Origin of the sequence: Roseivirga pacifica (assembly GCF_900111145.1) — a bacterium.
Lineage (GTDB): Bacteria > Bacteroidota > Bacteroidia > Cytophagales > Cyclobacteriaceae > Roseivirga > Roseivirga pacifica.
The window spans coordinates 183,906-207,302 of sequence record NZ_FOIR01000001.1 but is presented as its reverse complement, the minus strand read 5'-3'; the positions used below and the strand labels follow the sequence as shown (position 1 = coordinate 207,302).

Below are 23,397 nucleotides of genomic sequence, written 5' to 3'. Positions count from 1 at the left end.
TCATTCAATTTTATGCCCGAATAATCGGGGCTGGTTGGAGTAATCTCGAAAAGTATTATGAGATTACACTATCCGATAAAACGGATTTCTGAAGACGAAAAACTGAAAGAGTTCTTTGTTCAACTTATTTCAAAAGCTTCAGAATATCTTGGCCAATATCTTTTCTGTGATATTCGTCTTTCCAAGAAATCTGAGCTACTCCATTATACGCATTTTCCAGCGCATTTTCTACACTATCACCCTTTCCGGTGAGTGCAAGTACTCTACCACCGTTTGTAAGTACTTCACCTGCATCGCTCAATTTGGTACCTGCATGAAATACGGTGGCCGATTCTACTGAATCAATGCCCGAAATAACATTCCCTTTTTCATAACTACCTGGGTAACCGCCAGAAACCATTACCACTGTAGTGGCAGTTTCTTCAGAAATGCTGTAAGGTACTTTGTCCAGCGATTGGTTGGTAGAAGCTTTCAGAAGTTCTACCATATCAGAATCTATTCTGGTGAAAACCGCTTGTGTTTCTGGGTCGCCCATGCGCACATTGTATTCAATTACGTAAGGCTCACCGTTCATGCTCATCAAGCCAATAAAGATAAAGCCAGTGTACTCAATACCTTCTGCTGCCAGTCCGTTAACCGTTGGTTTAATAATGCGCTCTTCTACCTTGCTCATAAACTCGGCATCGGCAAAAGGTACTGGGGTAACAGCTCCCATTCCGCCTGTGTTCAGGCCTTCGTCATTTTCGCCAATGCGTTTGTAGTCTTTTGCTTCAGGAAGGATTTTGTAGTTTTTTCCATCAGTTAATACAAAAACAGAAACCTCTATTCCTTCTAAGAACTGCTCAATTACCACGCGACTCGATGCCTCGCCAAACTTAGCGTCAACTAGCATTTCCTTCAGGGTTTCTCTAGCTTCTTCATTGGTTTGTGCTATGATCACGCCTTTGCCGGCAGCAAGCCCATCGGCTTTTAGCACAACCGGGGTTGGATGACTCGAAACGTAGTTCAAGCCTTCTTCCAAAGTGTCTTTCGTGAATGTTTTTGAACGCGCAGTAGGCACCTTGTACTTGCCCATAAACTGCTTAGAGAAGTCTTTGCTTCCTTCTAAGCGAGCGCCAGCTTTAGGTGGGCCAACAACGCCAATTTTGCTCAGTGTTTCGTCAGCTAAAAAGTAATCCTTAATGCCATTCACCAATGGGTCTTCAGGGCCAACAACTACCATTTCGATGTCGTTTTCTAGTACAAACTTTCCGATTGCCTCAAAATCGTTTACGTTAATGGCTACGTTGGTGCCAAGGCCGGCAGTTCCGGCATTTCCTGGGGCTATAAATAGTTTATCGCAGTGATTGCTTTGACTGATTTTCCAACTGAAGGCATGCTCTCTACCTCCGCTTCCTAACACAAGGATGTTCATAAATTCACGGGATTAATTCGCGGGTCAAAGGTAATTAATTTGCGTATTCTGAAAGGAATTTTATGCGAACAAGACGCAAATCTTCGTCAATTACGTCTTCATCCTCAAATTCCTCTAACGCATCATCAATATTGTCCGACTCGGCATTCATAAAGTAGTCCATGATGTCGTCAAGCTTTTCATCGTCCATTATTTGCTCTAGGTAATAATCGATGTTTAGCTTAGTGCCTGAGTAGCAGATAATTTCCATCTCCTCAAGCAGGGTGTCCATGGTCCAGCCCTTTTGCTCGGCTACTTCTTCCAAATCAATCATTCTGTCGATTTGCTGAATGATGTAGATTTTGTTTTTAGACTTAGAACCAGCTGTTTTTATAACAACCACATCTTCAATATCGATGTTGTTGTCTTCGACATATTGGTTGATGAGCTTTAGAAAAGAGCCTCCAAACTTGTTCACTTTGCCCATGCCTATGCCATTTACATTGGCTAGCGCTTCTTTGGTGGTTGGGTAAGTGGTGGCCATTTCCTGCAAAGAAGGATCTTGAATGATGACATAAGGCGGTAAATCCTTTTGCTTGGCAATCTTTTTTCTTTCGGCCTTTAATAAGTCATAAAGGACTGGGTCGTAAGAATTGCCCTTGCGTGGAGATGTTGGTAGCTCGTTCGACTCGTCTTCTGTAGCGTCAACATCACTAAAGTCTAAGTCTTTGGCAATTTCTACCGGATGTGGGTTTTTAATAAAGTCTAAGCCTTTTTGGGTGAGCTTTAGTAACCCTATATTTTCTATGTCTTTCTCTATAAATTCATTTAGCAGGGTTTGGCGGACAATAGATTTCCAGTAGTGGTCGTCCTTGTCTTTTCCCTTGCCGAAAATTTCAAGTTTATCGTGAGAATAACTCTTTACATATTGATTTTGCGACCCTCTGATTACACTAATTAGTTGGGTCATGCCAAAGCGCTGTTCGGTTTGCTGTACCGTTTCAATGGCGATTTTTACATCCTCTTGGCCATCGAAAGTTTCGCGTTCGTAGCGACAGTTGTCGCACATTTTATTTTCTGTGCATTCGGTACTGGTGTATTCTTCGCCAAAATAGTGGAGCAGCTGTTTTCTACGGCAAACGGCAGATTCTGAGTAAGAGGATATTTCCTCTAGTAGTAGCTTAGCATTTTCTTTCTCAGTTACCGGTTTGTCTTTATTGAATTTTTCCAGCTTTAGAATGTCGCTGTAGCGATAGAACATAATGCACTGACCTTCCAAACCATCGCGGCCTGCGCGGCCTGTCTCTTGGTAGTAACCTTCCAAAGATTTAGGTACATCGTAGTGAATCACAAAGCGTACATCTGGCTTATCGATACCCATTCCGAAGGCGATAGTCGCCACAATCACGTCTACTTCTTCATTCAGAAAGTCGTCTTGGTTTTTCATCCTAATACTAGGTTCAAAACCGGCATGGTAAGGGGCTGCATTAATGCCATTTACTTTCAGGAACTCGGCAATTTCTTCAACCTTTTTTCTGCTCAAACAATAGATTACCCCCGACTTACCTTGGTTCTCGCGAATGAATTTAATCAACTGCTTCTTCACCCCCTTTTTAGGGCGAATTTCATAGTAGAGGTTGTCGCGATTAAACGAAGATTTAAACACATCGGCATCTTCCATATTTAAGTTCCGCTGAATATCGAGCTGAACTTTTGGAGTGGCGGTAGCCGTAAGGGCAATAATTGGCACATCGCCCACTTGGTTGATGATGCTTTTTATTCTTCTGTATTCTGGTCTGAAATCGTGCCCCCACTCCGAAATACAGTGTGCTTCGTCAATGGCGGCAAAAGATATTTTAGTTTGCTTCAGAAAGTCTATGTTTTCCTCTTTGGTGAGCGATTCGGGTGCTACGTAAAGTAGCTTGATGTCGCCAGCCAAAGTAGCTTTCTTTATTCTGTTAATTTCGGTTTTTGATAAGGTAGAGTTAAGAAAGCGGGCGTTTATGCCTACTGCATTCATTTGGTCTACCTGATTTTTCATGAGCGCAATTAGGGGAGAGATAACGATTGCAGTTCCCTCTTGAACAATGGCAGGTAATTGATAACACATTGACTTCCCAGCGCCTGTAGGCATAATCACGAATGTGTTTTTGCCATCTAGAATGTTTAATATGATCTTTTCCTGGTTCCCTCTAAAATTGTCGTAACCGAAAACTTGTTTCAGTTTCGCTCTTAATTCATCTACACTTACCATATTGTTATGAGCTAATCTGTCAAGGATTTATGGGTTTCCTTATATTTGCTCGACACTTAAAAATGCCGTTTAATTGAAGTTAACTAAAAATATTCAAACCATTGCTAGAAGAACCTTATTGAAGGAAGCAGAAGCAATACAAAAGGTAACAGCTTTCATTGATGATAAGTTCGAATTGATAGTCAGCGAAATACTGGCTATGAACGGCAGGGTAATAGTGACAGGTATCGGGAAAAGCGCGATAGTGGCAAACAAAATTGTCGCTACCCTTAATTCCACCGGTACTCCATCGATATTTATGCACGCTGCAGACGCTATTCATGGCGATTTGGGCATGATTCAAGCAGATGATATGGTGATGTGTATTTCCAAAAGTGGGAATACCGAAGAAATAAAAGTGTTGATTCCGCTTATTAAGCACTCGGGAGCAAAGGTGATTGGGCTGGTAAGTAACATGGACTCTTACGTAGCCAAACATGCCGACTTTGTTTTGAACGGTACTATTGATGAGGAGGCTGACCCGAACAACCTAGCACCTACCACAAGCACCACTGTGCATATGGCCATTGGCGATGCTTTGGCGATTAGCTTGCTGAACGCTCGGGGCTTCACGTCAAGAGATTTTGCCAAATACCATCCTGGCGGATCGCTCGGCAAACAGCTCTACCTTAAGGTGGATGATATTTACCCTAAAAATGAATTACCAATTGTAGTTCAAACCGCTTTAGTGAAGGACAGCATTTTGGAGATTTCCAGAAAGCGTTTGGGAGCAGCGGCAGTGGTTGACGAAAAAAGTGCTTTGGTGGGCATATTTACGGATGGTGATTTACGTAGAATGCTGGAAAAACACACCGATTTTTCGCATATTACAATCGGAGAAGTGATGACTCCAAACCCAAAGACAATCAATAAGGGAGAATATGCTATTCATGCCTTGAACAAAATGCGCGAGTTCGATATCAATCAGCTCATAGTTGTTCATGAATCTTCGGTTGTCGGTTTTCTTCACATCAGCGACCTTTTGAACGAAGGGATTGTATAAACGATTTAACCTTAACCTCGACAATGGCACAAAATTACGTAGTAATAATGGCCGGTGGCATAGGTAGCCGCTTTTGGCCCTATAGCCGTGCGGCTAAACCAAAACAATTTTTAGATGTCCTCGGTACCGGCAGGTCATTAATTCAAATGACTTACGACCGTTTTTTAAACATCTGCCCAAGCGATAATATTTATGTAATTACCAATAAAGACTACAAGGGGCTGGTTCAAGAGCAGCTTCCTGAGCTTTCGGACGACCAGATTCTTTTGGAGCCAATTGGTAGAAATACTGCCGCAGCAGTGGCGTACCCAGCCTTCAAAATAAAGCAGAAGGATCCGGAAGGAATTATGATTGTAGCTCCTTCGGACCATGTAGTGTTTAAGGATGCTGTTTTTAAAGAAAACCTTACCACTGCTATCGATGCGGCTACAGGGACTAGCAAGCTAATTACTTTAGGCATAGTGCCAACCCGACCAGAAACAGGTTACGGGTATATTCAATACCACTCTAACAAGGACGAAAAAGTAAAGAAGGTAAAAACCTTTACAGAGAAACCAGAGCTGGAATTGGCCCAAAAATTTATTGAAAGTGGTGATTTTGTGTGGAATGCCGGGATATTCATATGGTCTATAGATACCATTACTAAAGCTTTTAATAAGTATCTAAAAGACATAGCCGTAATCTTTGAAGAAGGCGCAGACAGCTACTATACCGATAAGGAACAAGCGTTTATCGATAAGGCTTATTCTCAGTGTAAAAGTATTTCCATTGACTATGGTATAATGGAAAAGGCGGATGATGTTCACATGGTAAAAGGCCTTTTCGACTGGTCTGATCTGGGGAGCTGGGACTCTTTGCACGAGGCAAGAAAGAAAGACGAACACAACAATGTGGTTGATGGTAAGGCGGTCCTTTACAATTCGCAAAATTGCTATGTAAAAGGTGATGATGATCTGCTAATTGTAGCGCAAGACCTTGACGGTTACCTTGTAACCAAATCGGGCAACGTGGTACTAGTTTGTAAAAAGGATGCTGAAAAGAAATTCAGAGAGTTTCTTAGCGATGCAAAAGATGTTGGAGAGGAGTTTGCCTAGTCGGCAATACTCCTTTGCCTAATAGCTTCATATATAAATACGCCAGTTGCTACCGATACATTGAGCGATTCAATGTTGCCCGACATAGGTAGTTTGGCGTGTTTATCTGCCATTTTCAAATATTCTGGCGAAATACCTTCCTCCTCAGAGCCCATTAAAAGTGCGGTGGGCGCTTTTAAATCAGTATCATAAATAGAGTCGTTGGTCTTCTCTGTACAGGCCACTATTTGAACCCCGTTATTCTGCAGCTCTTCAATTGTTTGCTTTAAGTTCATCGATCGGCAAACCGGAATATAGCTGAGTGCCCCGGCTGAAGTTTTCATTGCATCGGAGCCAATTTGAGCACTGCCGCGGCTTGGAACCACTATGCCGTGTACACCCGCACATTCTGCTGTTCGGGCAATGGCGCCAAAGTTGCGCACATCAGTAATTCTGTCTAGAATAATCAGGAGTGGAGTTTCAGCATTGCCATAAGCCTCGCTAATTATGTTGTCCAATGAAGCAAAAGTGATTGGCGTAATAAAGGCAATGGCTCCTTGGTGGTTTTTTCGTGTAATGCGGTTCAGCTTTTCAATTGGCACACGCTGATAAGGAATGGTGTGCTGCTGTGCTGTGCGAATTAGTTCGCTGGTAAGTTCATTGTTTACATCGCGCTGAATCATCAGCTTGTCAACTTCCTTACCCGCTTCAATAGCTTCAATAATGGCACGAGTGCCATAAATAAAATCAGATTTGTTCTTTTGGTGCATTACTCAATTATTCTGCCTGCGCGCCATTGGGTTACGGCTGTCATCCAATCTTCGCGGTAGCGCTTTCCCCTCAACAGCTTATATTTTCTCAACCCGTCTTCAATAGTTAATTCAAAAACGAATCGCATCTTTCCTCCTTTAGCCGAAGAATAAACCCAAAGCTCGGTATTTTCATTGCGAAAAACTTGAATTGGGTCGCCAAAAATTTGATAAACCATACCGCGATCGGTTTTCCATCCTTCTCTATCAGAAGAAAACAACCAAGCCGATTTTCTGAGCCTGCGGTAATAATACTTAATAAAGTCCTTGGCCATTTTTTCGTTAGAAGAAATGGTGTTCTGAACAAAAAGCTCAAATGCTGCACGGGTATCGGAGTCCGCTCTAAGTGAGGTGAATTCCTCATTTGTACTTAAAAAAACCAAAGGTTTTACCAGCTCCGAATAGTCTTCGTAATAAGGATAAAAGTTATCCATAACTAATAAAGGAACCACTGCCTCAGTGTTATTGCTAGCACTTATTTTGTAAAAGCCCTGGTTGTGAAAGGTGAAAACTTCATTCTCATTTGCACCAAAAAGCGTATCGATAGAAATTCTTAACGGAGCGCCTCTTTCTGCCTCGTCAAAAGGTGGGGCAGGAAAAGCCCTGTTGTTTTCCATGCCCGAAATCTGATAGTTTGATTCTTGACCAAACACTTTCTTAAATCGTACAGGAATTCCCTTGTTTAGGTATTTTTGAAAGAGTGGGATGTCTTTTTCTGCCTGATAAACAAGGAATGAAGCCGGAGCAGTTTCTCCAACTTTAAGTGGTATGTCGTAATAGTAGTGTTTGTCTTTTTGAATGTTGTAAACGTCTACCACCATTATCGTTTCGTTGTTTTCAACACTAAAAGGCACTTCGAAAACAAACTCTCTAAAGGCCACATCAATAACATTTGTAGAGTCGATCTGGATGCTGCTGTTTACGTCCCGTTCATCCATATAATCGCTGCGCAGGTCGTATTTTATTTCGAAATCGCTGATTTTTACATTACCGCTGTTCAGGCTAAAATGCAAGAACAGTTTGTATTCACTGGCTTGAGAGGCCAGTTTGTGGCTCATTAAAAACTCGTTTTGCAGATTGTATTGATAGCTCAGTTCTGCGCTGCTCATTCTGCTTTGCGCATGTGCTGCAAGGCTTGTTGCAACCAAACAAATGCCAATTAGCCAACTTCTCATAGTTTAAAGTTATTCTTATTCTCTTTAGAAAACATCTCTGCTCCAACATTTTTGCCATTGGTAGGGCAATCTCAGCAATTGCATTAATTTTGCCCAAAATTCTATTATGGCTACTTACACAACGGAAATAGCGTCAGATCAGTTGGTTTCAGACAATCCAATCCATCAGCGGTTGCTGCAGGCTTATTATTTGGCCATGCCCTACGTAAGTGGAAGTCTGTTGGAACTGGGCTGTGGTGAAGGCCGTGGTGTGGCTTTGCTTTCACCTTTGGTGGAGCATTATACAGCCTTAGATAAGATTCAGGAGGTGATTGATAAGTTAAAGCCGAAGTTTCCAGAGGTGACTTTTGAGCAGGCTGTTTTTCCTCCGTTTTCCAACCTTAGCGACAACACTTTCGATAGCATAGTCTCTTTTCAGGTAATTGAACATGTGAAGAAGGATGCGGAATTTTTAGCAGAAATCCATCGTGTGCTAAAGCCGGGAGGAACAGCCGTGTTAACCACTCCGAACATCAAAAAAACCCTGACCCGTAACCCTTGGCATGTACGAGAATATACTGCGCAGCAATTAACGGATTTGGCCAAAAAATACTTTTCTGAGGTAGAAGTGAAGGGCGTTGCCGGTAACGAAAAGGTGATGGAATACTACGCGCAGAACAAAAAGTCGGTAGAGCGAATTACCCGTTTCGATATTTTGAATTTACAATACAGATTGCCCGCACCGATTCTTCGTATTCCTTACGACATTCTGAATAGAATGAACCGTAACAAACTGAATAAAGGAAATACAGGACTAGTTGCAGAAATCAATCACGATGATTACTTCTTGAGCGAAAATGCCGATGAGGCGCTCGACTTATTCTTAGTAGTTAAGAAATAATTTTATCAACTTAGGTGGAAACAATTCCACTTAACTAAGATGAAAAATATTTCCTTCAGGCTGGTGTGCTCGCTGGCGCTCTTGTTCACTTTTTCATGCCTCAATGCCCAAGATTTAAACAAGGTTTATAAAAAAGTAGTAGACGGTGTTGCGATTATAGAAGTAACCGAACACGAGATTGTAGGCAAAAGCGACCATAAACAAGAAGTTTCCGTTAGTGGACTTGGTACTGGCTTTCTGGTTGATGAGCATCATTTAATGACCGCAGCGCATGTAGTGCAAACTGCCGAAAGCATTCTTATTCATTTTCGCGATGGCGAATCGATTCCTGCCGATGTAGCGGCTATTTCCAAAACGGCCGATGTAGCCTTGCTCAAACTCAATTGGGCCAAAAAGAATCCAACCATTATTGAACTTGGCGACAGCGATAAAATGGAGGTGGGTAATCAGGTGTTTATTATAGGAGCACCTTTAGGGCTTACTTACTCCTTTTCTTCGGGCTACATAAGTGGAAAACAAAAGAGCAATAAGATTTCGAATGCACTGGTTAGTTTGGAGTTCTTTCAAACCGATGCGGCTATAAACAGAGGCAACTCAGGCGGACCAATGTTTAATACCAAAGGCCAGGTGGTAGGCATAGTAAGTTACATTTTGTCGCAGTCGGGCGGTTTTGAAGGCATTGGCTTTGCGGCTACCTCCAATATTGCTAAAGAAGTGCTTTACAACGAAGGCCTCATTTGGACAGGAATCGATGGCTACATGCTCACAGGTGATATGGCCAAGATTTTCAATCTGCCTCAGGCTAATGGAATGTTGGTGCAAAAAGTAGTGTTGCTTTCGCCAATGGGGCTTTTAGGAGTAAAGGGCGGTACCGTTAAGTCTGTAATTGAGGATGAACCGATCTTGTTAGGAGGAGATATAATTCTTGCCATTAACGGAATTAAAATAGCAACGGACGAAGCGAGCATAAATAAACTGGCCGAGGCCTTAAAAGCACGAGAAGGGGAGCAGCCAAAGCTTGAGCTAACCGTACTGCGAGCCGGGGAAGAGGTGGTGCTGAAAAATTAGCGAGCAATTTTAATTGCCTCGATCTAAACACAAAGGAGTCCCGTAAGGACTCCTTTTCTTCAACCAAAATATATAGTATATGAACTATAAATTATCTACTTAACGAAAGAGTATGTAGAGTATATTGTATGAACGCTGTTTTAACTAAATAGTATTTTTTTAACCTGAAATAATTACTTCGCTAAGTAGTCTTTTTTGTAATACTGTATTAAAGTTCAATTATTTAACCTAATAAGTCAAGATATTATTGTTTTAAATACCCGCTCATAAATTAAACATGCCTATACACAGTCTGCAGGGCAATTTTTTAATCAGTAAAGGCACAAAATCACTTAAATACTTATTTGCTAATCAAATCAATTCATTCTTGCTTTGCTTATATTCAAACACGAATGAAAGAGATACAGAAAATTGAGCTGAGGCATTTGGAGCTAAGCGACTTTGCCAATTTGCAAGAGTCGATGCACGAGGCCTATAGCAACTGGACTGGTGACTTTTGGAATAAAGGTCATATTCAGAAGTTGATCGATGTTTTTCCTGAAGGTCAGTTGGTAATTCTGGCCGATGGACAAATAGCGGGTTGCGCTTTAAGTTTGATTTTGGACTACAAAAAGTATGGAGATAACCATACTTATGCTCAGGTTACGGGTAACTATACCTTTAGCACGCACGACTCAAAAGGTAATGTGCTGTACGGAATAGAAATGTTCATTAAACCTGAATTTAGGGGAATGCGCTTGGGTAGAAGGTTGTACGATGCCCGCAAAGAGCTTTGTGAAAGTTTGAATTTAGAAGCTATAATGTTTGGCGGAAGAATTCCGAATTATCATAAGTTTTCCAAGGAGCTGAGGCCTTCGCAATACATTAAAAAAGTACAGCAGCTCGAGATTCACGATCCTACACTCAATTTTCAGTTGAGCAACGATTTTCACGTACTCAAGGTGCTGCGTAATTACATGCCTGATGATGCCGAGTCGAAGGAGTTTGCGGTACTCATGGAATGGAACAATATTAACTACGAGGAGAACGATGACAAGATAAACCTTCCGAAAACGGTAGTTAGGCTTGGGCTTATTCAATGGCAAATGCGCCTTTATAATGGCATTGGCGAATTGTTCGATCAAGTGGAGTTCTTTGTTGATGCAGTAGCCAGTTATAAGAGCGACTTTGTGCTCTTTCCAGAGTTTTTCAATGCACCATTAATGGCCGAATACAATGACCTGACAGAGGCTCAGGCTATTCGGAAACTAGCCGAGTATACCGATGAGATCAGGGAGCGTTTTTCGCGGTTGGCTATTACGTACAATGTGAATATCATAACCGGTAGCATGCCTAAACTGGAAGGCCAAACCTTGAACAATGTAGGTTTTTTGTGCCGAAGAGATGGTACTTACGAGCAGTACACCAAGCTGCATGTAACACCAGACGAAGAAAAATATTGGGGACTAACAGGTGGCAATGAGATCAAGGTGTTCGAAACTGACTGTGGCCCAATTGGCATTTTGATCTGCTACGATGTGGAGTTCCCTGAATTACCGCGAATTTTGGCCGAACAGGGAATGAATATTCTCTTTGTGCCGTTCCTTACCGACACCCAAAACGGTTACTCGCGTGTGCGATATTGCGCTAGGGCAAGGGCTATAGAAAACGAATGTTATGTGGCCATTGCCGGTAGTGTGGGCAACCTGCCAAAAGTAGAAAACATGGATATTCAGTTTGCACAGTCGGTGGTGTTTACGCCATGCGATTTTGCCTTTCCGACAACGGGTATAAAAGCCGAGGCTACTCCAAATACTGAAATGATTTTGGTGGCCGATGTAGATATGGACCTACTTTGGGAGCTGCACAACAATGGCGCGGTGCGCAACTTGAAAGATCGTAGAAAAGACCTCTACGATGTGATTACTAAAAGAAGCTTATGAGAGCACCTTTAATTATTAGCGGAAAGCAAATTTTGCCGGGCGAGGAAGCCGTTATCAATGTGAACATCGGCAAATTGCCTTCGCATTCTTCTATAGATTTGAACATAACTGTAGCAAGGGCCATGGAGGATGGCCCAACGCTGCTGCTCAGCGGAGGCCTTCATGGCGATGAAGTAAACGGAATTGAGATTGTAAGACGAATTATTGAGCACGAATGGCATCGACCTAAAATTGGTACGGTCATTTGTATTCCAATCATCAACATGTACGGTTTTATTCACTTTAGCCGCTATGTGCCCGATGGCAAAGATGTAAACCGTTCTTTTCCGGGAAATAAAAATGGCTCTTTGGCTTCGCGTGTGGCGCATTACCTTACGCACAATATTATCCCGAAGATAGATGTTGGCTTAGACTTCCATACCGGAGGGGCAGAGCGAACTAACTTTCCGCAATTGCGCTGTGTTTTAAAGGACGAAAAGAACGCCAAAATAGCCGATGTTTTTCAGCCCCCATTTATCATAAACGCGCCATACAGACCAAAATCGCTAAGGCAAACTGCTGCGCGAATGGGTAAGCATATTTTGGTGTATGAAGGTGGCGAGTCTACCCGATTTGACGAATATGCTATTGAGCAAGGAATTGAAGGAGCCTTACGTGTTATGAAATACTTGGGCATGCGCGAGCGGGCACCGGTAGCTGATAGAAAACCTATAACCGTAAAGAACTCATCGTGGGTGCGGGCAAAAAACTCTGGAATTTTCCATACGCTGATAGCCTATGGCGATGAGGTGCACAAAAACCAGATAGTGGGCTATATTAGCGACCCGTTTGGGGCTTCGAAAAGCCGAATTAAAAGCCCAGCAAACGGTTATGTAATTGGTTTAAACCATAACCCAATTGTGCATCAGGGAGATGCAATAATGCACATTGGTGTGAAAAAGTAGATTGAATGGAGAATATCGAGAAGCGGAATATCGAAATACTAGAGTCGCTCATTGAGGCGGGTAACGAAGATGACTTGCATGATTTGTTAGAAGCCATGAAGGCGGATGAAATTGTGCATGCATTTAGCCACCTGAATAAAGAGCAACGGGCCTTGCTTCTCGATCTTATTTCTTCTGAAAATGGCGCCAAGTTGCTAGAACTGGTGCCGCAGTCGCAGGCTGTTCAAACCATTGAAGAAATAGATAACGAAACAGCCGCTTCCATTCTGAATGAGCTTTACAGTGACGATCAGGTAGATATTATCGCTGAGCTGGATGAGGAAGATGCCAATGCTATTCTGGATGAAATGATTCCGGCTGAGGCAGAGAATGTGCGCAAGCTCATTGGCTACGACAGCGATTGTGCGGGTGGTTTAATGGTGACGGAATACTTAGCCTTTGAAGCCGACATGACGGTGGGACAGATTACCGCAGAACTGCAGCAAAAAGCAGATGTTTATGAAGATTATCATGTGCAATACATTTATGTATTGGAAGAAGGGCGCTTTTTAGGCGTACTGCAAATGCGCGATGTGGTGCTTTCTCGTGGCAATACTAAGCTGCGCAGTATCGTGAACACCAAGGCATTTACAGTACGCGATTCCGATGGATTGGACGACCTGATTGAGTTTTTTCATAAGTACGATTTCTTTGGCGTGCCAGTGGTTGACGAACAAGAGCAGTTGCTCGGTTTGGTGCTGCGTAGAGATGTGCAAGAAGCGGAGTCGGGCAGGAGTAATTACGAAATGCTAGAGACCCAAGGTATCGTAGGTGGTGAAGAGCTGAGGACCATGCCAGTTTTGCTGCGTTCTAAGCGAAGGCTGTCTTGGCTTTCGGTAAATATTTTGCTCAATATAATTGCGGCAAGCGTTATTGCGCTGTATCAAGATACGTTAGAGCAGGTGATTGCATTGGCGGTTTTCCTTCCGGTAATTTCCGACATGAGTGGCTGTTCTGGTAACCAGGCTGTAGCGGTAAGTTTACGCGAGCTTTCGCTAGGTGTGGTAAAGCCATATGAACTGGCGCGTGTACTTTGGCAAGAAATAAAGGTAGGTTTAATCAACGGAGTGGTACTGGGAATTCTCATCGGTATTGCGGCCTTTTTGTACCAAGGCAATGGCTATTTGGGTTTGGTAGTAGGTGGTGCTTTGGCCATTAATACAATTGTAGCGGTTAGCATAGGCGGTACTATTCCGCTTTTCCTTAAAAAGCTAAACACCGATCCGGCTTTAGCTTCCGGTCCTATTTTAACCACCGTAACCGATATGCTTGGTTTCTTTTTAGCCCTTACCTTTGCCGGTATGGCAATGGGTTATTTGGTGTAGAAGGAACATCTTCTATCCCTTACCAGTTAACCAATTATCTAATCCACTAATTTACCAATTACCTAATTCACTATTAACCATGGCCAGAACACCTTCAAATATGTTACCCTTGGGCACTCAAGCCCCAGACTTTTCTTTGTTCGATACCATTTCGGGTAAAAAAGTAAGCCTAAACGAGCTGAAGTCAAACAAGGCTACGGTGATTTTGTTTATCTGTAACCATTGCCCTTTTGTAAAGCATGTAGATGCCGGAATTGTAGCACTTGCCAAAGACTACCAAGCTAAAGGTGTTGCATTTATTGCCATAAGCTCCAACGATGTACAGAATTACCCGCAAGATGGGCCAGACCTGATGAAGGAAGAAGCCGAAAAAGTGGGCTACAGTTTTCCTTACCTATATGACGAAACTCAAGCCGTGGCCAAGGCCTACGATGCCGCCTGCACACCCGACTTCTACATTTTCGATGCAGAAATGAAGTGCGCTTACCGAGGTCAGCTAGACGGCTCTCGCCCAGGCAACGGTGTACCTGTAACAGGGAGTGACATGCGTGCCGCACTAGACGAAATTTTGGACGGAAAGCCAGTTTCCGCTCAGCAAATCCCTAGCCTAGGTTGCAATATTAAGTGGAGGTAGATGTGATTCTCTTTGTTATAGATTGAGAAAGAGAGCAGAGATAAAAAACACCCTAAAAAGCCATCCTTAAGAACTCATTCACCTTGTCGCCATAGCGTTGCTTGTATTCAGGGCGCGTGTAGATCTGTACATGATCAGCATTTTTGAAGAGGATTGGGTATACATTGTAAAGCCCTTCTACTTCTTGCTCCAAAATGGGTGCTGGAGTTTGCTTGTCGGTATCGGTGTAAAGCACCAGTGCCGGTAGCTTATTGTTCGAAAGCAAATAGGAGAACTTCATTTTGTCGCTATAGCCTTCTGTTTGTTTGTCGAAGTCGTTCCAAGCCATGTTAAAAATGAATTTTGGCAAGCCCATTTCTTGCGCTCCGGCCCAGGCAGTTTCTTTAATGTTGCTCAATGGACTAGCCAAAATCAGCTTGTTCACCTTAACGTTATTCAAGTCCATATACTCAACTAAGTCTGGGCGATTAACAGCTGTGGCACTGGCCATAGCCCCCATAGAAAAGCCCCAAAGTACATAGTCTCGTTGGTTGTTTCGCTCCTTAAGCATAACCATAGTAGCCACTATATCTTCAGCAAACTCATAGCCCAAGGCTGTTTTTGCCTCGTCAGACTTGCCCGAATTTCGTAAGTCTGGAATGAAAACATTGTAGAGCGTATCCAAGCCGTAATCGCTTACTAGCTCTAAGTATTTCATGGTTTTTAGTCTGTTGGAGGTTCTACCGTGACTAATGATTAACGTTTGGTCAACTTCTTTTTTGGCAGGGATATACCAGCCATTCAAATTGAGGCCATCAAAAATGGTTTTGTAGCTTACTTCTTCAAAGTTGGCATACCCATAATCGGCTGGCGTTCTGTTATCGGCTATACCGTAGGCTTCCACCATTTTTGGGTTTTCGGTTACATACTCAAAAGTGTAGCGATCGTAATCAGTGATCAGGCCTGTGAAATACGGAATACCAAGAAAATAGAAAGCTACCGCAACCAGCACTATGCCGATAGCGAGAAATTTGAGAAACTTTTTCATGTTGTGTTATTTTGAAACAGACGCCAGCAAGTACAGCACTGCCATACGAACTGCCACCCCATTTTCTACTTGGTCGAGGATAATGGCATGCTCTGAATCTGCTACATCGCTGCTTAGTTCTACACCACGGTTAATTGGCCCAGGGTGCATTACTGTAATCTCTTTGTTAAGCGAATCGAGCAGTTTTTTGTTCACCCCATAATAGAGTGAATACTCCCTAAGTGATGGGAAGTATTTGATGTGCTGGCGCTCCAACTGAATACGTAGCACATTGGCTACATCGCACCATTCGAGTGCTTTTCTTACATCTAGCTCCACTTTTACACCAAGCGAACTAATGTACTTAGGTAACAATGTAATTGGTCCGCAAACCATTACTTCGGCACCCAATTTTTGCAAAGCAAAAATATTACTGATGGCCACTCTTGAGTGAAGAATGTCTCCAATAATAGCCACTTTCTTTCCGGCTACATCGCCCAGCTTTTCTCTAATAGAATAAGTATCGAGCAGGGCTTGTGTAGGGTGCTCATGCGTGCCGTCACCTGCGTTTACAATATTGGCATCAATGTGTCGTGACAGAAAATGCGGGGCACCAGGGCTTGAATGCCGCATCACAATCATGTCCACCTTCATGGAAAGAATGTTGTTTACGGTATCCAGTAAGGTTTCCCCCTTTTTTACAGAACTATTGCTGCTAGAAAAGTTAATTACATCGGCAGAAAGTCTTTTTTCGGCCAGTTCGAAAGAGAGTTTGGTTCGCGTAGAATTCTCGAAGAAAACATTGGCAATGGTGATGTCTCTAAGAGATGGCACCTTCTTAATCGGACGATTAATTACATCCTTGAACTCATCGGCAGTTTCAAAAATCAGTTGGATATCTTCGGTACTTAACCCTTTGATCCCCAAAAGATGCTTCGTGCTCAACTGCTCCCCCATTTACTGCGCTTTATTTTGTAACCAAATATTATCTTCTTCAATGCCCGCTTGGCCCTTCCACTCAACCACCACATTTTGGCTTTCCATGGTATTCACTTCTTTGCCCACATAGTCTGGATAAATAGGCACGTGCTGCGAATACTTACGCTTGATTAGCGTTAGTAGCTCAACCTTCTTCGGCCTTCCGTAGGCAATCATGGCATCTAGTGCAGCCCTTACTGAGCGACCTGTATAGAACACATCGTCAATAAGAATTACATTTTTGCCCTCAATCAAAAAGTCGATTTTGGTTTCGTTGGCCTTTACTGGGCTGTCTCTTCTACGAAAATCGTCTCGGTAAAAAGTGGCATCTAAATAGCCCAATGGAACTTCACGTTCTACAAACTCTTTCAGGCGTTCCTGAATGCGTTTGGCCATGAAAACCCCACGTGGCTGAAGCCCAAGAATAACGGTATTATCGAAATTTTGATGGATTTCTATCAGTTCTTGACAGAGTCGGCCGATGGTAATGGCCAGTTGCGGATGACCTAAGAGAAGTCTGCGTTGCATTTCAAGGTACAAATATAGTAAAAGGAATGTTTCAGAGAAGTTAAGCTAAAGAATATTGAAGACTTAGTGTTGTTAAGGACAACATTCACTTCTGAATGAAAAGCAATCAGTCAATATCGGCTGGCTTAAAGTTTGGCCCAACGGTTACGGCATTAATAAAAAACACCTTTCTATTTGGCTCTGCTGGGTCGAGTGTTTTTACACTCTGAATGCCCCAAACCAGGTATTTATCGTTCCACTTTGTAATACCACGAAAGTCATCGTCTTCATTACGCAGTTCTTCATTTTCATTCATCAGGTTAAGCGCCTCTACTTGTGGCTCCTTTTCCTCGTTGGCTGTTAAGTGCTGAAAGGTGAACTCTTCATCATCATAAAAGGCAAAGTATACTTCACCGTTACTCAAAACAAACTCTCCGAAAGACTGCAACTCACCATCAATATTTTCGTCCAATTCAAAAGCCTTGTCCCATTGTATTTGCCCATTTTTACCCAAACTAATGGCATAAGCATGGGTGAATTTATAGTCATCGTATGTGGACTCCATTTCTCTTTCAACTCGGGTGCGGTTACCGGCATTTATGGTGGCTGCATTGCGGTTATACCAAGCCGGATCCATACGTCTTAGTTCGCGCATATCGGCAGTAGAGCGATTCCATGGGCGATAGAACTCACCCAAAAGCAACACCCGGTCTTCTTCTTCAATTATTTCTTCAAAAAGCACATCTATTTTGTATCTAAATGGCTTGCCTCCATTCTTTTCTGCCAACGACTTCTTTTTAAAGCGCTCACTTCGCTTTTCACCTTCATGCTTAAAGAATTCATCCATCTCGCCAAAAGGAATGTACCGCATGTTTTGCAAGCCAGAGCGGCTTACATGGTTGACATAAAAACCACTTGGCGATGCTCCGAATTTTACACCATACAGGCCAAACACCATTTGCTCCTTATTATAAATGGAAGTAGAGACGCCCGACAAAAGCTGATAGTCTTGTTTGGTAACCAAGGTGTAATCTCTAATAGCATTGCCTTCGTAATCGTAGGTATTCACGGTAATGGTTTGGTCTTTTTTCTGATCCTTTTCGGTAGCCAGCACATTAAAGGTTACACCATCTTCATTGATATGTATATCCAGTACCTCTGAGTTGTTTTGGTAAACATTGGAAAGCGCATTCACCTTGTCATCTTCTAGCAAATAGGCAAAAACCACAGGCCTGTCCTCCACATAGCCACCCAATATGGCCGTGTTTTGAATTACCTGAAATTTGGTCACCACCATTTCTGTGAGCTCTTTAGGCTCAAATTCTTTAATCATTTTTTCAACCACATCAACAATCACAATTTTCACTTCGTGGTTGTTAAAGCGGTCTTGCAGCAAAAAGAAGGTTTTACCATCTAAATAATGAAAGCCCTTTAGAAATAAGTCCTTAGCTACATCCAGCGTTTCTTCCCACTCCAGCTCCAGCTTATCGTTTAGTAAAGTGAAGTGTACGGGAAAGCCACCATCCTTAACTTTATATTCCGACTGCACCAATAGCACACCATTTTCTTCGTTCGAAATGACAATAAAATCATCTGTCTCCCATTTGTATTCTCTTTCGAAACGACCAGCGTGCCCCATTTGGCCAAAGGCAGTTGCACAAATTAGTAGGAGTGATATGGTTAGCAGGTTTTTCATGCTTCTGACATTGCTATAATTTTGTCGAACTCTTCTTTTTTAACTGGCTGAACCGAAAGTCGGGAGTTTTTCACTAGCACCATTTCCGACAGTTCGGGTACTGCTTTTATATCGTCTAGGGTTACCGGCTTTTTCAGTTTTTCTTTTGGCACAAAATCAACTACCACCCAGCGGTCGTCATCGGTGGTGGGGTCTTGATAAAACTCGCTCGCACATTCGGCTATGCCCACCACGCTTTTTTCTTTTACCGAATGATAAAAAAGTGCCAAATCGCCCGGCTTCATGGCCTTCATATTATTTCTCGCCTGGTAATTTCTCACGCCATCCCAATGATCTTTTCCTAACTTTACGAGGTCGTCCCAAGAATAAGTATTGGGTTCCGATTTGATGAGCCAATAATTCATAAATTGATTTTATTCACTAGTTTTCGAATGATAAGATAACAGGATTCGCGCTTAAAGTAAACTGACAAATTCTCTTAAATAAATTGACCTTGGACAATCGATCAATCATAAAACAACTGAAACTACAAGCTGCACTTATGGAGCTGCACGATGAAAACTCATTTAAGATTCGTGGCTTTAACAATGCAGTGTTTAATCTGGACAAAGTAGAAGTTGAATTGGCAACCCTTTCTCAGCAAGAATTGGAAGGGCTAGAAGGCGTAGGAAAAAGCATAGCTACCACCATTTATGAGATTGTTCAAAAGGGTGCGTCACAAGCACTAGAAGATTATTTTGAAAGCACTCCGCAGGGTATTATCGAACTGCTCGACATGAAGGGCATTGGCCCCAAAAAGATCAAAGTACTGTGGAAAGAGCTGGGGATTGAAAGTGGGCATGAGCTTAAAGAAGCGGCCAACTCTGGCTTAGTAGCCAATTTGAAAGGCTTTGGAGAAAAAACGCAGCAGAAAATTATTGAGGCACTTGAGTTTAAAGAGGCCAACGCCAACAAGCTACATTATGCAGAAGCAGAGCTTTTGGCTGAGGTGTTGATGGAAGAACTTAGCGGCTTGAAAAACATAGGCGATGTGGCGCCAACAGGAGCTTTAAGGCGCAAAATGGAAGTAATTGAAGTAGTAGAACTGCTGGTTGCTGCTGATGATTTTGATAAAGCCGAGGAAGAAATCAATGCGCTTGAAGGTTTTGAGCAAGATGTGAAAGCGAGCGGACCAATTAAGTGGGTTGGCTTATTGGCAGAACACGCCACACCAATTTGCCTCATTTTCTCAACACCCGAAAAGTTTGTTCAGAACCAGCTATTGTATTCTGGCAGTGTCGCGCACTTAGCCACTACAGTTGCCGAAAAGCAAACCATCCGCGAGCTTGTGCAAACCAAGGAATTCGATACTGAAGAAGGCTTTTACAAAGCGATTGGCCTAGATTACATAGCACCAGAACTACGGGAAGGCTTTTTTGAGATTGAGGCTGCAAAGAACCAAAAGCTGCCAAAGTTGGTAGAAATGGAAGACCTGAAGGGTATTTTACACAACCACTCAACCTATAGCGATGGCAAGCATAGCCTAGAGCAAATGGCTACTTATTGTAAAGAACTAGGCTATGAGTACCTGGGCATGTGCGACCACAGTAAATCTGCATTTTATGCCAATGGGCTTGACGAAGATCGCATTATTAAACAGCACAAAGAGATTGACGAGCTGAACGAAAAGCTCGCCCCCTTCAAAATTTTTAAAGGCATTGAATCGGACATTCTTTATGATGGTCAGCTAGACTATGCCGATGATGTGCTGGAGAGCTTTGATTTCATAGTGGCTTCTGTGCATTCACAATTGAATATGAATGAGAAAAAGGCTACTGAACGCCTACTCGCTGCTATTGAAAATCCATACACTACCATTCTCGGCCACCCAACCGGCCGCCTTTTGCTAAGAAGGGAAGGCTACCCAATTGACCATAAAGCGGTAATTGACCATTGCGCCAAGCACAATGTGGTAATCGAGATCAATGCCAACCCGTGGCGACTCGATTTGGACTGGCGCTGGGTGCATTATGCCATTGAACAAGGTGTGCAATTATCTATTAACCCAGATGCCCACGAAATGGATGGCTATCACCACATGAAATTTGGTTTATTGACTGGAAGAAAAGGTGGCTTAACTGCCGAAATGACCTTCAATGCCTTACCTTTGGCGGAAATTGAAAAGCATTTCGTGCAAAAGAAAAGTCAAGTAAAGGCCAATGCCTAAAAAGGTTCTTATCATTCGGTTTTCGTCCATTGGCGACATTGTACTTACCACGCCCGTTATTCGAGCAGTAAAAACTCAGGTAGATGATGTGGAAGTGCATTTTTGCACCAAATCGTCTTTTCACGGTGTTTTAGAGGCAAACCCGTACATTGATAAATTTCATTTGTTCGATGGCGATTTGAAAGAGCTTGCCAAAGAACTGAAAGCCGAAAATTTTGACTTTGTAGTTGATCTACACAATAACCTACGCACCCGCAGGCTCAAATACATGCTTAAGGTGGAAAGTAAGTCTTTCCCAAAACTGAATTGGGAGAAGTGGCTTATTGTAAACCTGAAAATTGATAAGCTGCCCAATGTGCATATTGTAGACCGCTACATGGAGGCGGCCGCTCCGCTTGGCGTTAAAACCGATGCTCTGGGGCTAGAATATTTTATTCCCGAAAAAGACGAAGTGGAAAAGGATTGGCTTCCTGAAACACATCGGCAAGAGTTTGTGGCTTTTGTAATTGGCGGTAATCATGCCACCAAACAATTGCCACTCGATCGCATGATTGAACTCTGCGATAAGATTAACAAGCCGATAGTCTTGTTAGGAGGAAAAGAAGACGCGGAGATCGGTGCCAAAATCGAAGATTTCTTCGACAAGAAATACGAGACAGCCGACTTTAAAGAGCCGCTAGAAACGCTCGGCAAAAAAGCGGTGATCTACAATGCCTGCGGCAAGTTCAACTTCAATCAATCAGCTAGTATTGTAAAAATGGCCACCTATGTTTTTACCCACGACACCGGTTTAATGCATGTGGCTGCCGCGCTTAAAAAGAACATTTTTTCCATTTGGGGCAACACCATTCCGGAGTTCGGCATGTTTCCTTATCGTACCAAGTTTACTATTCTGGAAAAGAAAGGCTTGAGCTGCCGACCTTGTTCTAAAATTGGCTACAACAAATGTCCCAAAGGGCATTTCAATTGCATGAATCAGATCATTTTTGACTTTTGGCTACCATGAACACAAAACGCCTACAACTTGCATCAATCATTTTGCTCATTGGTTCATTACTCGTTGAACTGAGCGAAAGTCAGGCTTGGGTAGCTTACGCCAAAAAGGAAGTGGCTATGGGTATTTCGCTTGGGCTTATTCTTTTTTCTCTATCGTTTAATGTAAAGATTATTCGTACACTTGGCCTACCCAAACCTGCCAAGAAAAAGAGCCTGCTGCTCGTGCTAATTTCTACGGCTTATGTGTTCCTAGCCTACGCTATCGATTTGTTTTAAGTAAGGTACCTAAAGGCACATTGAGTTCTACGTTGTGTAATCTCCTACCCATGTGCAGTTCCTAGCGTGACTAGAAAATTCTTGACCTGTCTGTTAGTTTAGTGTAGAATCAGCCTCACAAGGAGCAAAGCTCGGATAACCGAATCACTCTACGTTTCTATTGAGTGCTTTTAGGTATTCAAACTGAGCACAGAGCAGGAGCATCGATATTCAATTCTTCGTCTTCCGATACTTTTTCTTTTCTCGCTTCGACATTTCCGCCATAATCACCTCTTCATTAATAGCTGCTGTGTACTTCAGTGGTTTCTCTAGCACTATGGCATTTTCAGTATCAAATGCAGTGATGAACTTCGGCTTTAAATATGCCCAAGAATACTCACCGGCATTACCACCGTCTCCATCAGCATCATACTTCAAGTAGCTTACCACAAGTCTTGTATGAAGTCCAGACTCATATTTTTCGCCACCTGCCAATGCTATAGGAGTTCCAGTCAATATCTCATCGCTTAATTTTACCATGGCAGAGTTTTTCTTGAACACAGAATAACGCGCTTGTGAACCGTCTTTATGCTCAATCACTATTTGATTGCGAGTACTAGAAAATCTAAGGTTTTCTAAGTCCGACTCCTGGTCCTGAATTAGGTCAATCACCTTGCCGCCTCTTGCTGCACATATGGTATCCCCTTCACTCAACTGAAAGCCAATGGCATAAAAATCTTCTTGAGGCACTCGGTCTGTGTATAATTCTTCGAGCGATTTAAGAGGAATCATTCTAACCTTCGTACCAGCAGTAACTGGCAATACATAAGGCACTTCCTTAAGGTCCGGATTGGCAACGCCCTTTTTATATGTGTAACCCCAATTAAAGTTCGGACTGTTTAGACCAAATTGCGAAAGCTTTAAAATCCGGGTACGTCCAGAAGATATGTTTTTGCCAGCAGGAAGTTTCGTGTCTGCAGTAAGCCCTGTTAGGTATTTGAAATAGACTGCAACATGGTAATTGAAGTCTGATTTATTGGTAGCATAAAAAATGTAGTCATTGTCATCCGTTCTGTCATACGAAAGTTCAATGGGTCTCGCCTGCCCAAAGCAAGCCAAAGAAAATAAGAAAAGAGTGAGCAAAGTAAGGTTAGCGCGTGTGTTCATAGTGCTAAGTATTTGATCCTTTAAAATC

General features: G+C 42.7%; 21 protein-coding genes. 11 read left to right on the top strand and 10 right to left on the bottom strand.

Going from position 1 to position 23,397, the window contains the following annotated elements; genetic code table 11:
- Positions 1–124 precede the first annotated feature (124 nt).
- Both purD and recQ read right to left on the bottom strand, forming a co-directional pair.
- Positions 125–1,414: a phosphoribosylamine--glycine ligase gene (gene purD / locus BMW98_RS00945; RefSeq protein ID WP_090256518.1), complete on the bottom strand. Its 1,290-nt coding sequence runs from the start codon at positions 1,412–1,414 to the stop codon at positions 125–127.
- Between the two features lie 34 nt (positions 1,415–1,448).
- Complete coding sequence (gene recQ / locus BMW98_RS00940; RefSeq protein WP_090256517.1) at positions 1,449–3,647, bottom strand: DNA helicase RecQ; 2,199 nt, start codon at positions 3,645–3,647, stop codon at positions 1,449–1,451.
- 73 nt (positions 3,648–3,720) lie between these two features.
- On the opposite strand from recQ, the gene BMW98_RS00935 reads away from it, so the two are divergent.
- Positions 3,721–4,689 (top strand): KpsF/GutQ family sugar-phosphate isomerase, encoded by a 969-nt coding sequence (locus BMW98_RS00935; protein ID WP_090256516.1) that lies wholly within the window; start codon positions 3,721–3,723, stop codon positions 4,687–4,689.
- Positions 4,690–4,712: 23 nt separating this feature from the next.
- The gene (locus BMW98_RS00930; protein WP_090256515.1) at positions 4,713–5,783 is read left to right on the top strand and encodes a mannose-1-phosphate guanylyltransferase; all 1,071 of its coding nucleotides are present in this window, start codon (positions 4,713–4,715) and stop codon (positions 5,781–5,783) included.
- On the opposite strand, the gene rlmB is transcribed toward BMW98_RS00930, so the two are convergent.
- Positions 5,780–6,532: a 23S rRNA (guanosine(2251)-2'-O)-methyltransferase RlmB gene (gene rlmB / locus BMW98_RS00925; RefSeq protein ID WP_090256514.1), complete on the bottom strand. Its 753-nt coding sequence runs from the start codon at positions 6,530–6,532 to the stop codon at positions 5,780–5,782. The genes BMW98_RS00930 and rlmB overlap by 4 nt on opposite strands.
- Positions 6,532–7,746 (bottom strand): GWxTD domain-containing protein, encoded by a 1,215-nt coding sequence (locus BMW98_RS00920; RefSeq protein ID WP_090256513.1) that lies wholly within the window; start codon positions 7,744–7,746, stop codon positions 6,532–6,534. Before BMW98_RS00920 ends, rlmB begins: the two co-directional genes overlap by 1 nt.
- 106 nt (positions 7,747–7,852) lie before the next feature.
- On the opposite strand from BMW98_RS00920, the gene BMW98_RS00915 reads away from it, so the two are divergent.
- From BMW98_RS00915 to BMW98_RS00890, 6 genes are all read left to right on the top strand, one after another.
- Positions 7,853–8,626, top strand: coding sequence for a class I SAM-dependent methyltransferase (locus BMW98_RS00915; RefSeq protein ID WP_090256512.1), 774 nt, complete (start codon positions 7,853–7,855; stop codon positions 8,624–8,626).
- A 39-nt stretch (positions 8,627–8,665) separates the two neighbouring features.
- Complete coding sequence (locus BMW98_RS00910) at positions 8,666–9,694, top strand: S1C family serine protease (protein WP_090256511.1); 1,029 nt, start codon at positions 8,666–8,668, stop codon at positions 9,692–9,694.
- Positions 9,695–10,086: 392 nt separating this feature from the next.
- Complete coding sequence (locus BMW98_RS00905) at positions 10,087–11,616, top strand: carbon-nitrogen hydrolase family protein (protein WP_090256510.1); 1,530 nt, start codon at positions 10,087–10,089, stop codon at positions 11,614–11,616.
- Entirely contained in the window at positions 11,613–12,560 is a 948-nt protein-coding gene (locus BMW98_RS00900; protein WP_090256509.1) for a succinylglutamate desuccinylase/aspartoacylase family protein, read from the top strand. The genes BMW98_RS00905 and BMW98_RS00900 overlap by 4 nt, the downstream gene beginning before the upstream one ends.
- Before the next feature lie 5 nt (positions 12,561–12,565).
- Positions 12,566–13,924 carry a magnesium transporter gene (gene mgtE / locus BMW98_RS00895; protein WP_090256508.1) on the top strand — a complete coding sequence of 453 codons (1,359 nt, stop codon included), beginning with the start codon at positions 12,566–12,568 and terminating at the stop codon, positions 13,922–13,924.
- A gap of 79 nt (positions 13,925–14,003) precedes the next feature.
- Positions 14,004–14,558, top strand: coding sequence for a thioredoxin family protein (locus BMW98_RS00890; RefSeq protein WP_090256506.1), 555 nt, complete (start codon positions 14,004–14,006; stop codon positions 14,556–14,558).
- A 52-nt stretch (positions 14,559–14,610) separates the two neighbouring features.
- Here the strand turns inward: BMW98_RS00890 and BMW98_RS00885 are convergent, their stop codons facing one another.
- The 5 genes from BMW98_RS00885 to BMW98_RS00865 form a co-directional block, all read right to left on the bottom strand.
- Positions 14,611–15,585, bottom strand: a complete 975-nt coding sequence (locus tag BMW98_RS00885) for an alpha/beta hydrolase (protein ID WP_090256505.1) — start codon at positions 15,583–15,585, stop codon at positions 14,611–14,613.
- 6 nt (positions 15,586–15,591) lie between these two features.
- On the bottom strand, positions 15,592–16,521 hold the full coding sequence (locus BMW98_RS00880) for an aspartate carbamoyltransferase catalytic subunit (protein WP_090256504.1): 930 nt from the start codon (positions 16,519–16,521) through the stop codon (positions 15,592–15,594).
- Positions 16,522–17,070, bottom strand: coding sequence for a bifunctional pyr operon transcriptional regulator/uracil phosphoribosyltransferase PyrR (pyrR, locus tag BMW98_RS00875; RefSeq protein WP_090256503.1), 549 nt, complete (start codon positions 17,068–17,070; stop codon positions 16,522–16,524).
- Positions 17,071–17,176: 106 nt separating this feature from the next.
- Positions 17,177–18,745 (bottom strand): hypothetical protein, encoded by a 1,569-nt coding sequence (locus BMW98_RS00870; RefSeq protein ID WP_090256502.1) that lies wholly within the window; start codon positions 18,743–18,745, stop codon positions 17,177–17,179.
- A complete protein-coding gene (locus tag BMW98_RS00865; RefSeq protein ID WP_090256501.1) occupies positions 18,742–19,149 on the bottom strand; it encodes an EVE domain-containing protein in 408 nt (135 codons plus the stop codon). The genes BMW98_RS00870 and BMW98_RS00865 overlap by 4 nt, the downstream gene beginning before the upstream one ends.
- 89 nt (positions 19,150–19,238) lie before the next feature.
- Between BMW98_RS00865 and polX the strand changes: the two genes are divergently transcribed.
- From polX to BMW98_RS00850, 3 genes are read left to right on the top strand one after another with little or no spacing between them, the layout of a single operon-like run.
- Entirely contained in the window at positions 19,239–20,951 is a 1,713-nt protein-coding gene (gene polX, locus BMW98_RS00860; protein WP_090258170.1) for a DNA polymerase/3'-5' exonuclease PolX, read from the top strand.
- Positions 20,944–21,957, top strand: a complete 1,014-nt coding sequence (locus tag BMW98_RS00855; protein WP_090256500.1) for a glycosyltransferase family 9 protein — start codon at positions 20,944–20,946, stop codon at positions 21,955–21,957. The genes polX and BMW98_RS00855 overlap by 8 nt, the downstream gene beginning before the upstream one ends.
- A complete protein-coding gene (locus BMW98_RS00850; protein WP_090256499.1) occupies positions 21,954–22,223 on the top strand; it encodes a hypothetical protein in 270 nt (89 codons plus the stop codon). The genes BMW98_RS00855 and BMW98_RS00850 overlap by 4 nt, the downstream gene beginning before the upstream one ends.
- Positions 22,224–22,433: 210 nt before the next feature.
- On the opposite strand, the gene BMW98_RS00845 is transcribed toward BMW98_RS00850, so the two are convergent.
- Entirely contained in the window at positions 22,434–23,369 is a 936-nt protein-coding gene (locus BMW98_RS00845; protein ID WP_090256498.1) for a M23 family metallopeptidase, read from the bottom strand.
- Positions 23,370–23,397: the final 28 nt, after the last annotated feature.

Excerpts from the sequence above, each read along its gene's own strand:
- purD (WP_090256518.1), bottom strand. The coding sequence starts at position 1,414 with ATGAACATCCTTGTGTTAGGAAGCGGAGGTAGAGAGCATGCCTTCAGT.
- recQ (WP_090256517.1), bottom strand. The coding sequence starts at position 3,647 with ATGGTAAGTGTAGATGAATTAAGAGCGAAACTGAAACAAGTTTTCGGT.
- BMW98_RS00930 (WP_090256515.1), top strand. The coding sequence starts at position 4,713 with ATGGCACAAAATTACGTAGTAATAATGGCCGGTGGCATAGGTAGCCGC.
- rlmB (WP_090256514.1), bottom strand. The coding sequence starts at position 6,532 with ATGCACCAAAAGAACAAATCTGATTTTATTTATGGCACTCGTGCCATT.
- BMW98_RS00920 (WP_090256513.1), bottom strand. The coding sequence starts at position 7,746 with ATGAGAAGTTGGCTAATTGGCATTTGTTTGGTTGCAACAAGCCTTGCA.
- BMW98_RS00915 (WP_090256512.1), top strand. The coding sequence starts at position 7,853 with ATGGCTACTTACACAACGGAAATAGCGTCAGATCAGTTGGTTTCAGAC.
- BMW98_RS00910 (WP_090256511.1), top strand. The coding sequence starts at position 8,666 with ATGAAAAATATTTCCTTCAGGCTGGTGTGCTCGCTGGCGCTCTTGTTC.
- BMW98_RS00905 (WP_090256510.1), top strand. The coding sequence starts at position 10,087 with ATGAAAGAGATACAGAAAATTGAGCTGAGGCATTTGGAGCTAAGCGAC.
- BMW98_RS00900 (WP_090256509.1), top strand. The coding sequence starts at position 11,613 with ATGAGAGCACCTTTAATTATTAGCGGAAAGCAAATTTTGCCGGGCGAG.
- mgtE (WP_090256508.1), top strand. The coding sequence starts at position 12,566 with ATGGAGAATATCGAGAAGCGGAATATCGAAATACTAGAGTCGCTCATT.
- BMW98_RS00890 (WP_090256506.1), top strand. The coding sequence starts at position 14,004 with ATGGCCAGAACACCTTCAAATATGTTACCCTTGGGCACTCAAGCCCCA.
- BMW98_RS00885 (WP_090256505.1), bottom strand. The coding sequence starts at position 15,585 with ATGAAAAAGTTTCTCAAATTTCTCGCTATCGGCATAGTGCTGGTTGCG.
- BMW98_RS00880 (WP_090256504.1), bottom strand. The coding sequence starts at position 16,521 with ATGGGGGAGCAGTTGAGCACGAAGCATCTTTTGGGGATCAAAGGGTTA.
- pyrR (WP_090256503.1), bottom strand. The coding sequence starts at position 17,070 with ATGCAACGCAGACTTCTCTTAGGTCATCCGCAACTGGCCATTACCATC.
- BMW98_RS00870 (WP_090256502.1), bottom strand. The coding sequence starts at position 18,745 with ATGAAAAACCTGCTAACCATATCACTCCTACTAATTTGTGCAACTGCC.
- BMW98_RS00865 (WP_090256501.1), bottom strand. The coding sequence starts at position 19,149 with ATGAATTATTGGCTCATCAAATCGGAACCCAATACTTATTCTTGGGAC.
- BMW98_RS00855 (WP_090256500.1), top strand. The coding sequence starts at position 20,944 with ATGCCTAAAAAGGTTCTTATCATTCGGTTTTCGTCCATTGGCGACATT.
- BMW98_RS00850 (WP_090256499.1), top strand. The coding sequence starts at position 21,954 with ATGAACACAAAACGCCTACAACTTGCATCAATCATTTTGCTCATTGGT.
- BMW98_RS00845 (WP_090256498.1), bottom strand. The coding sequence starts at position 23,369 with ATGAACACACGCGCTAACCTTACTTTGCTCACTCTTTTCTTATTTTCT.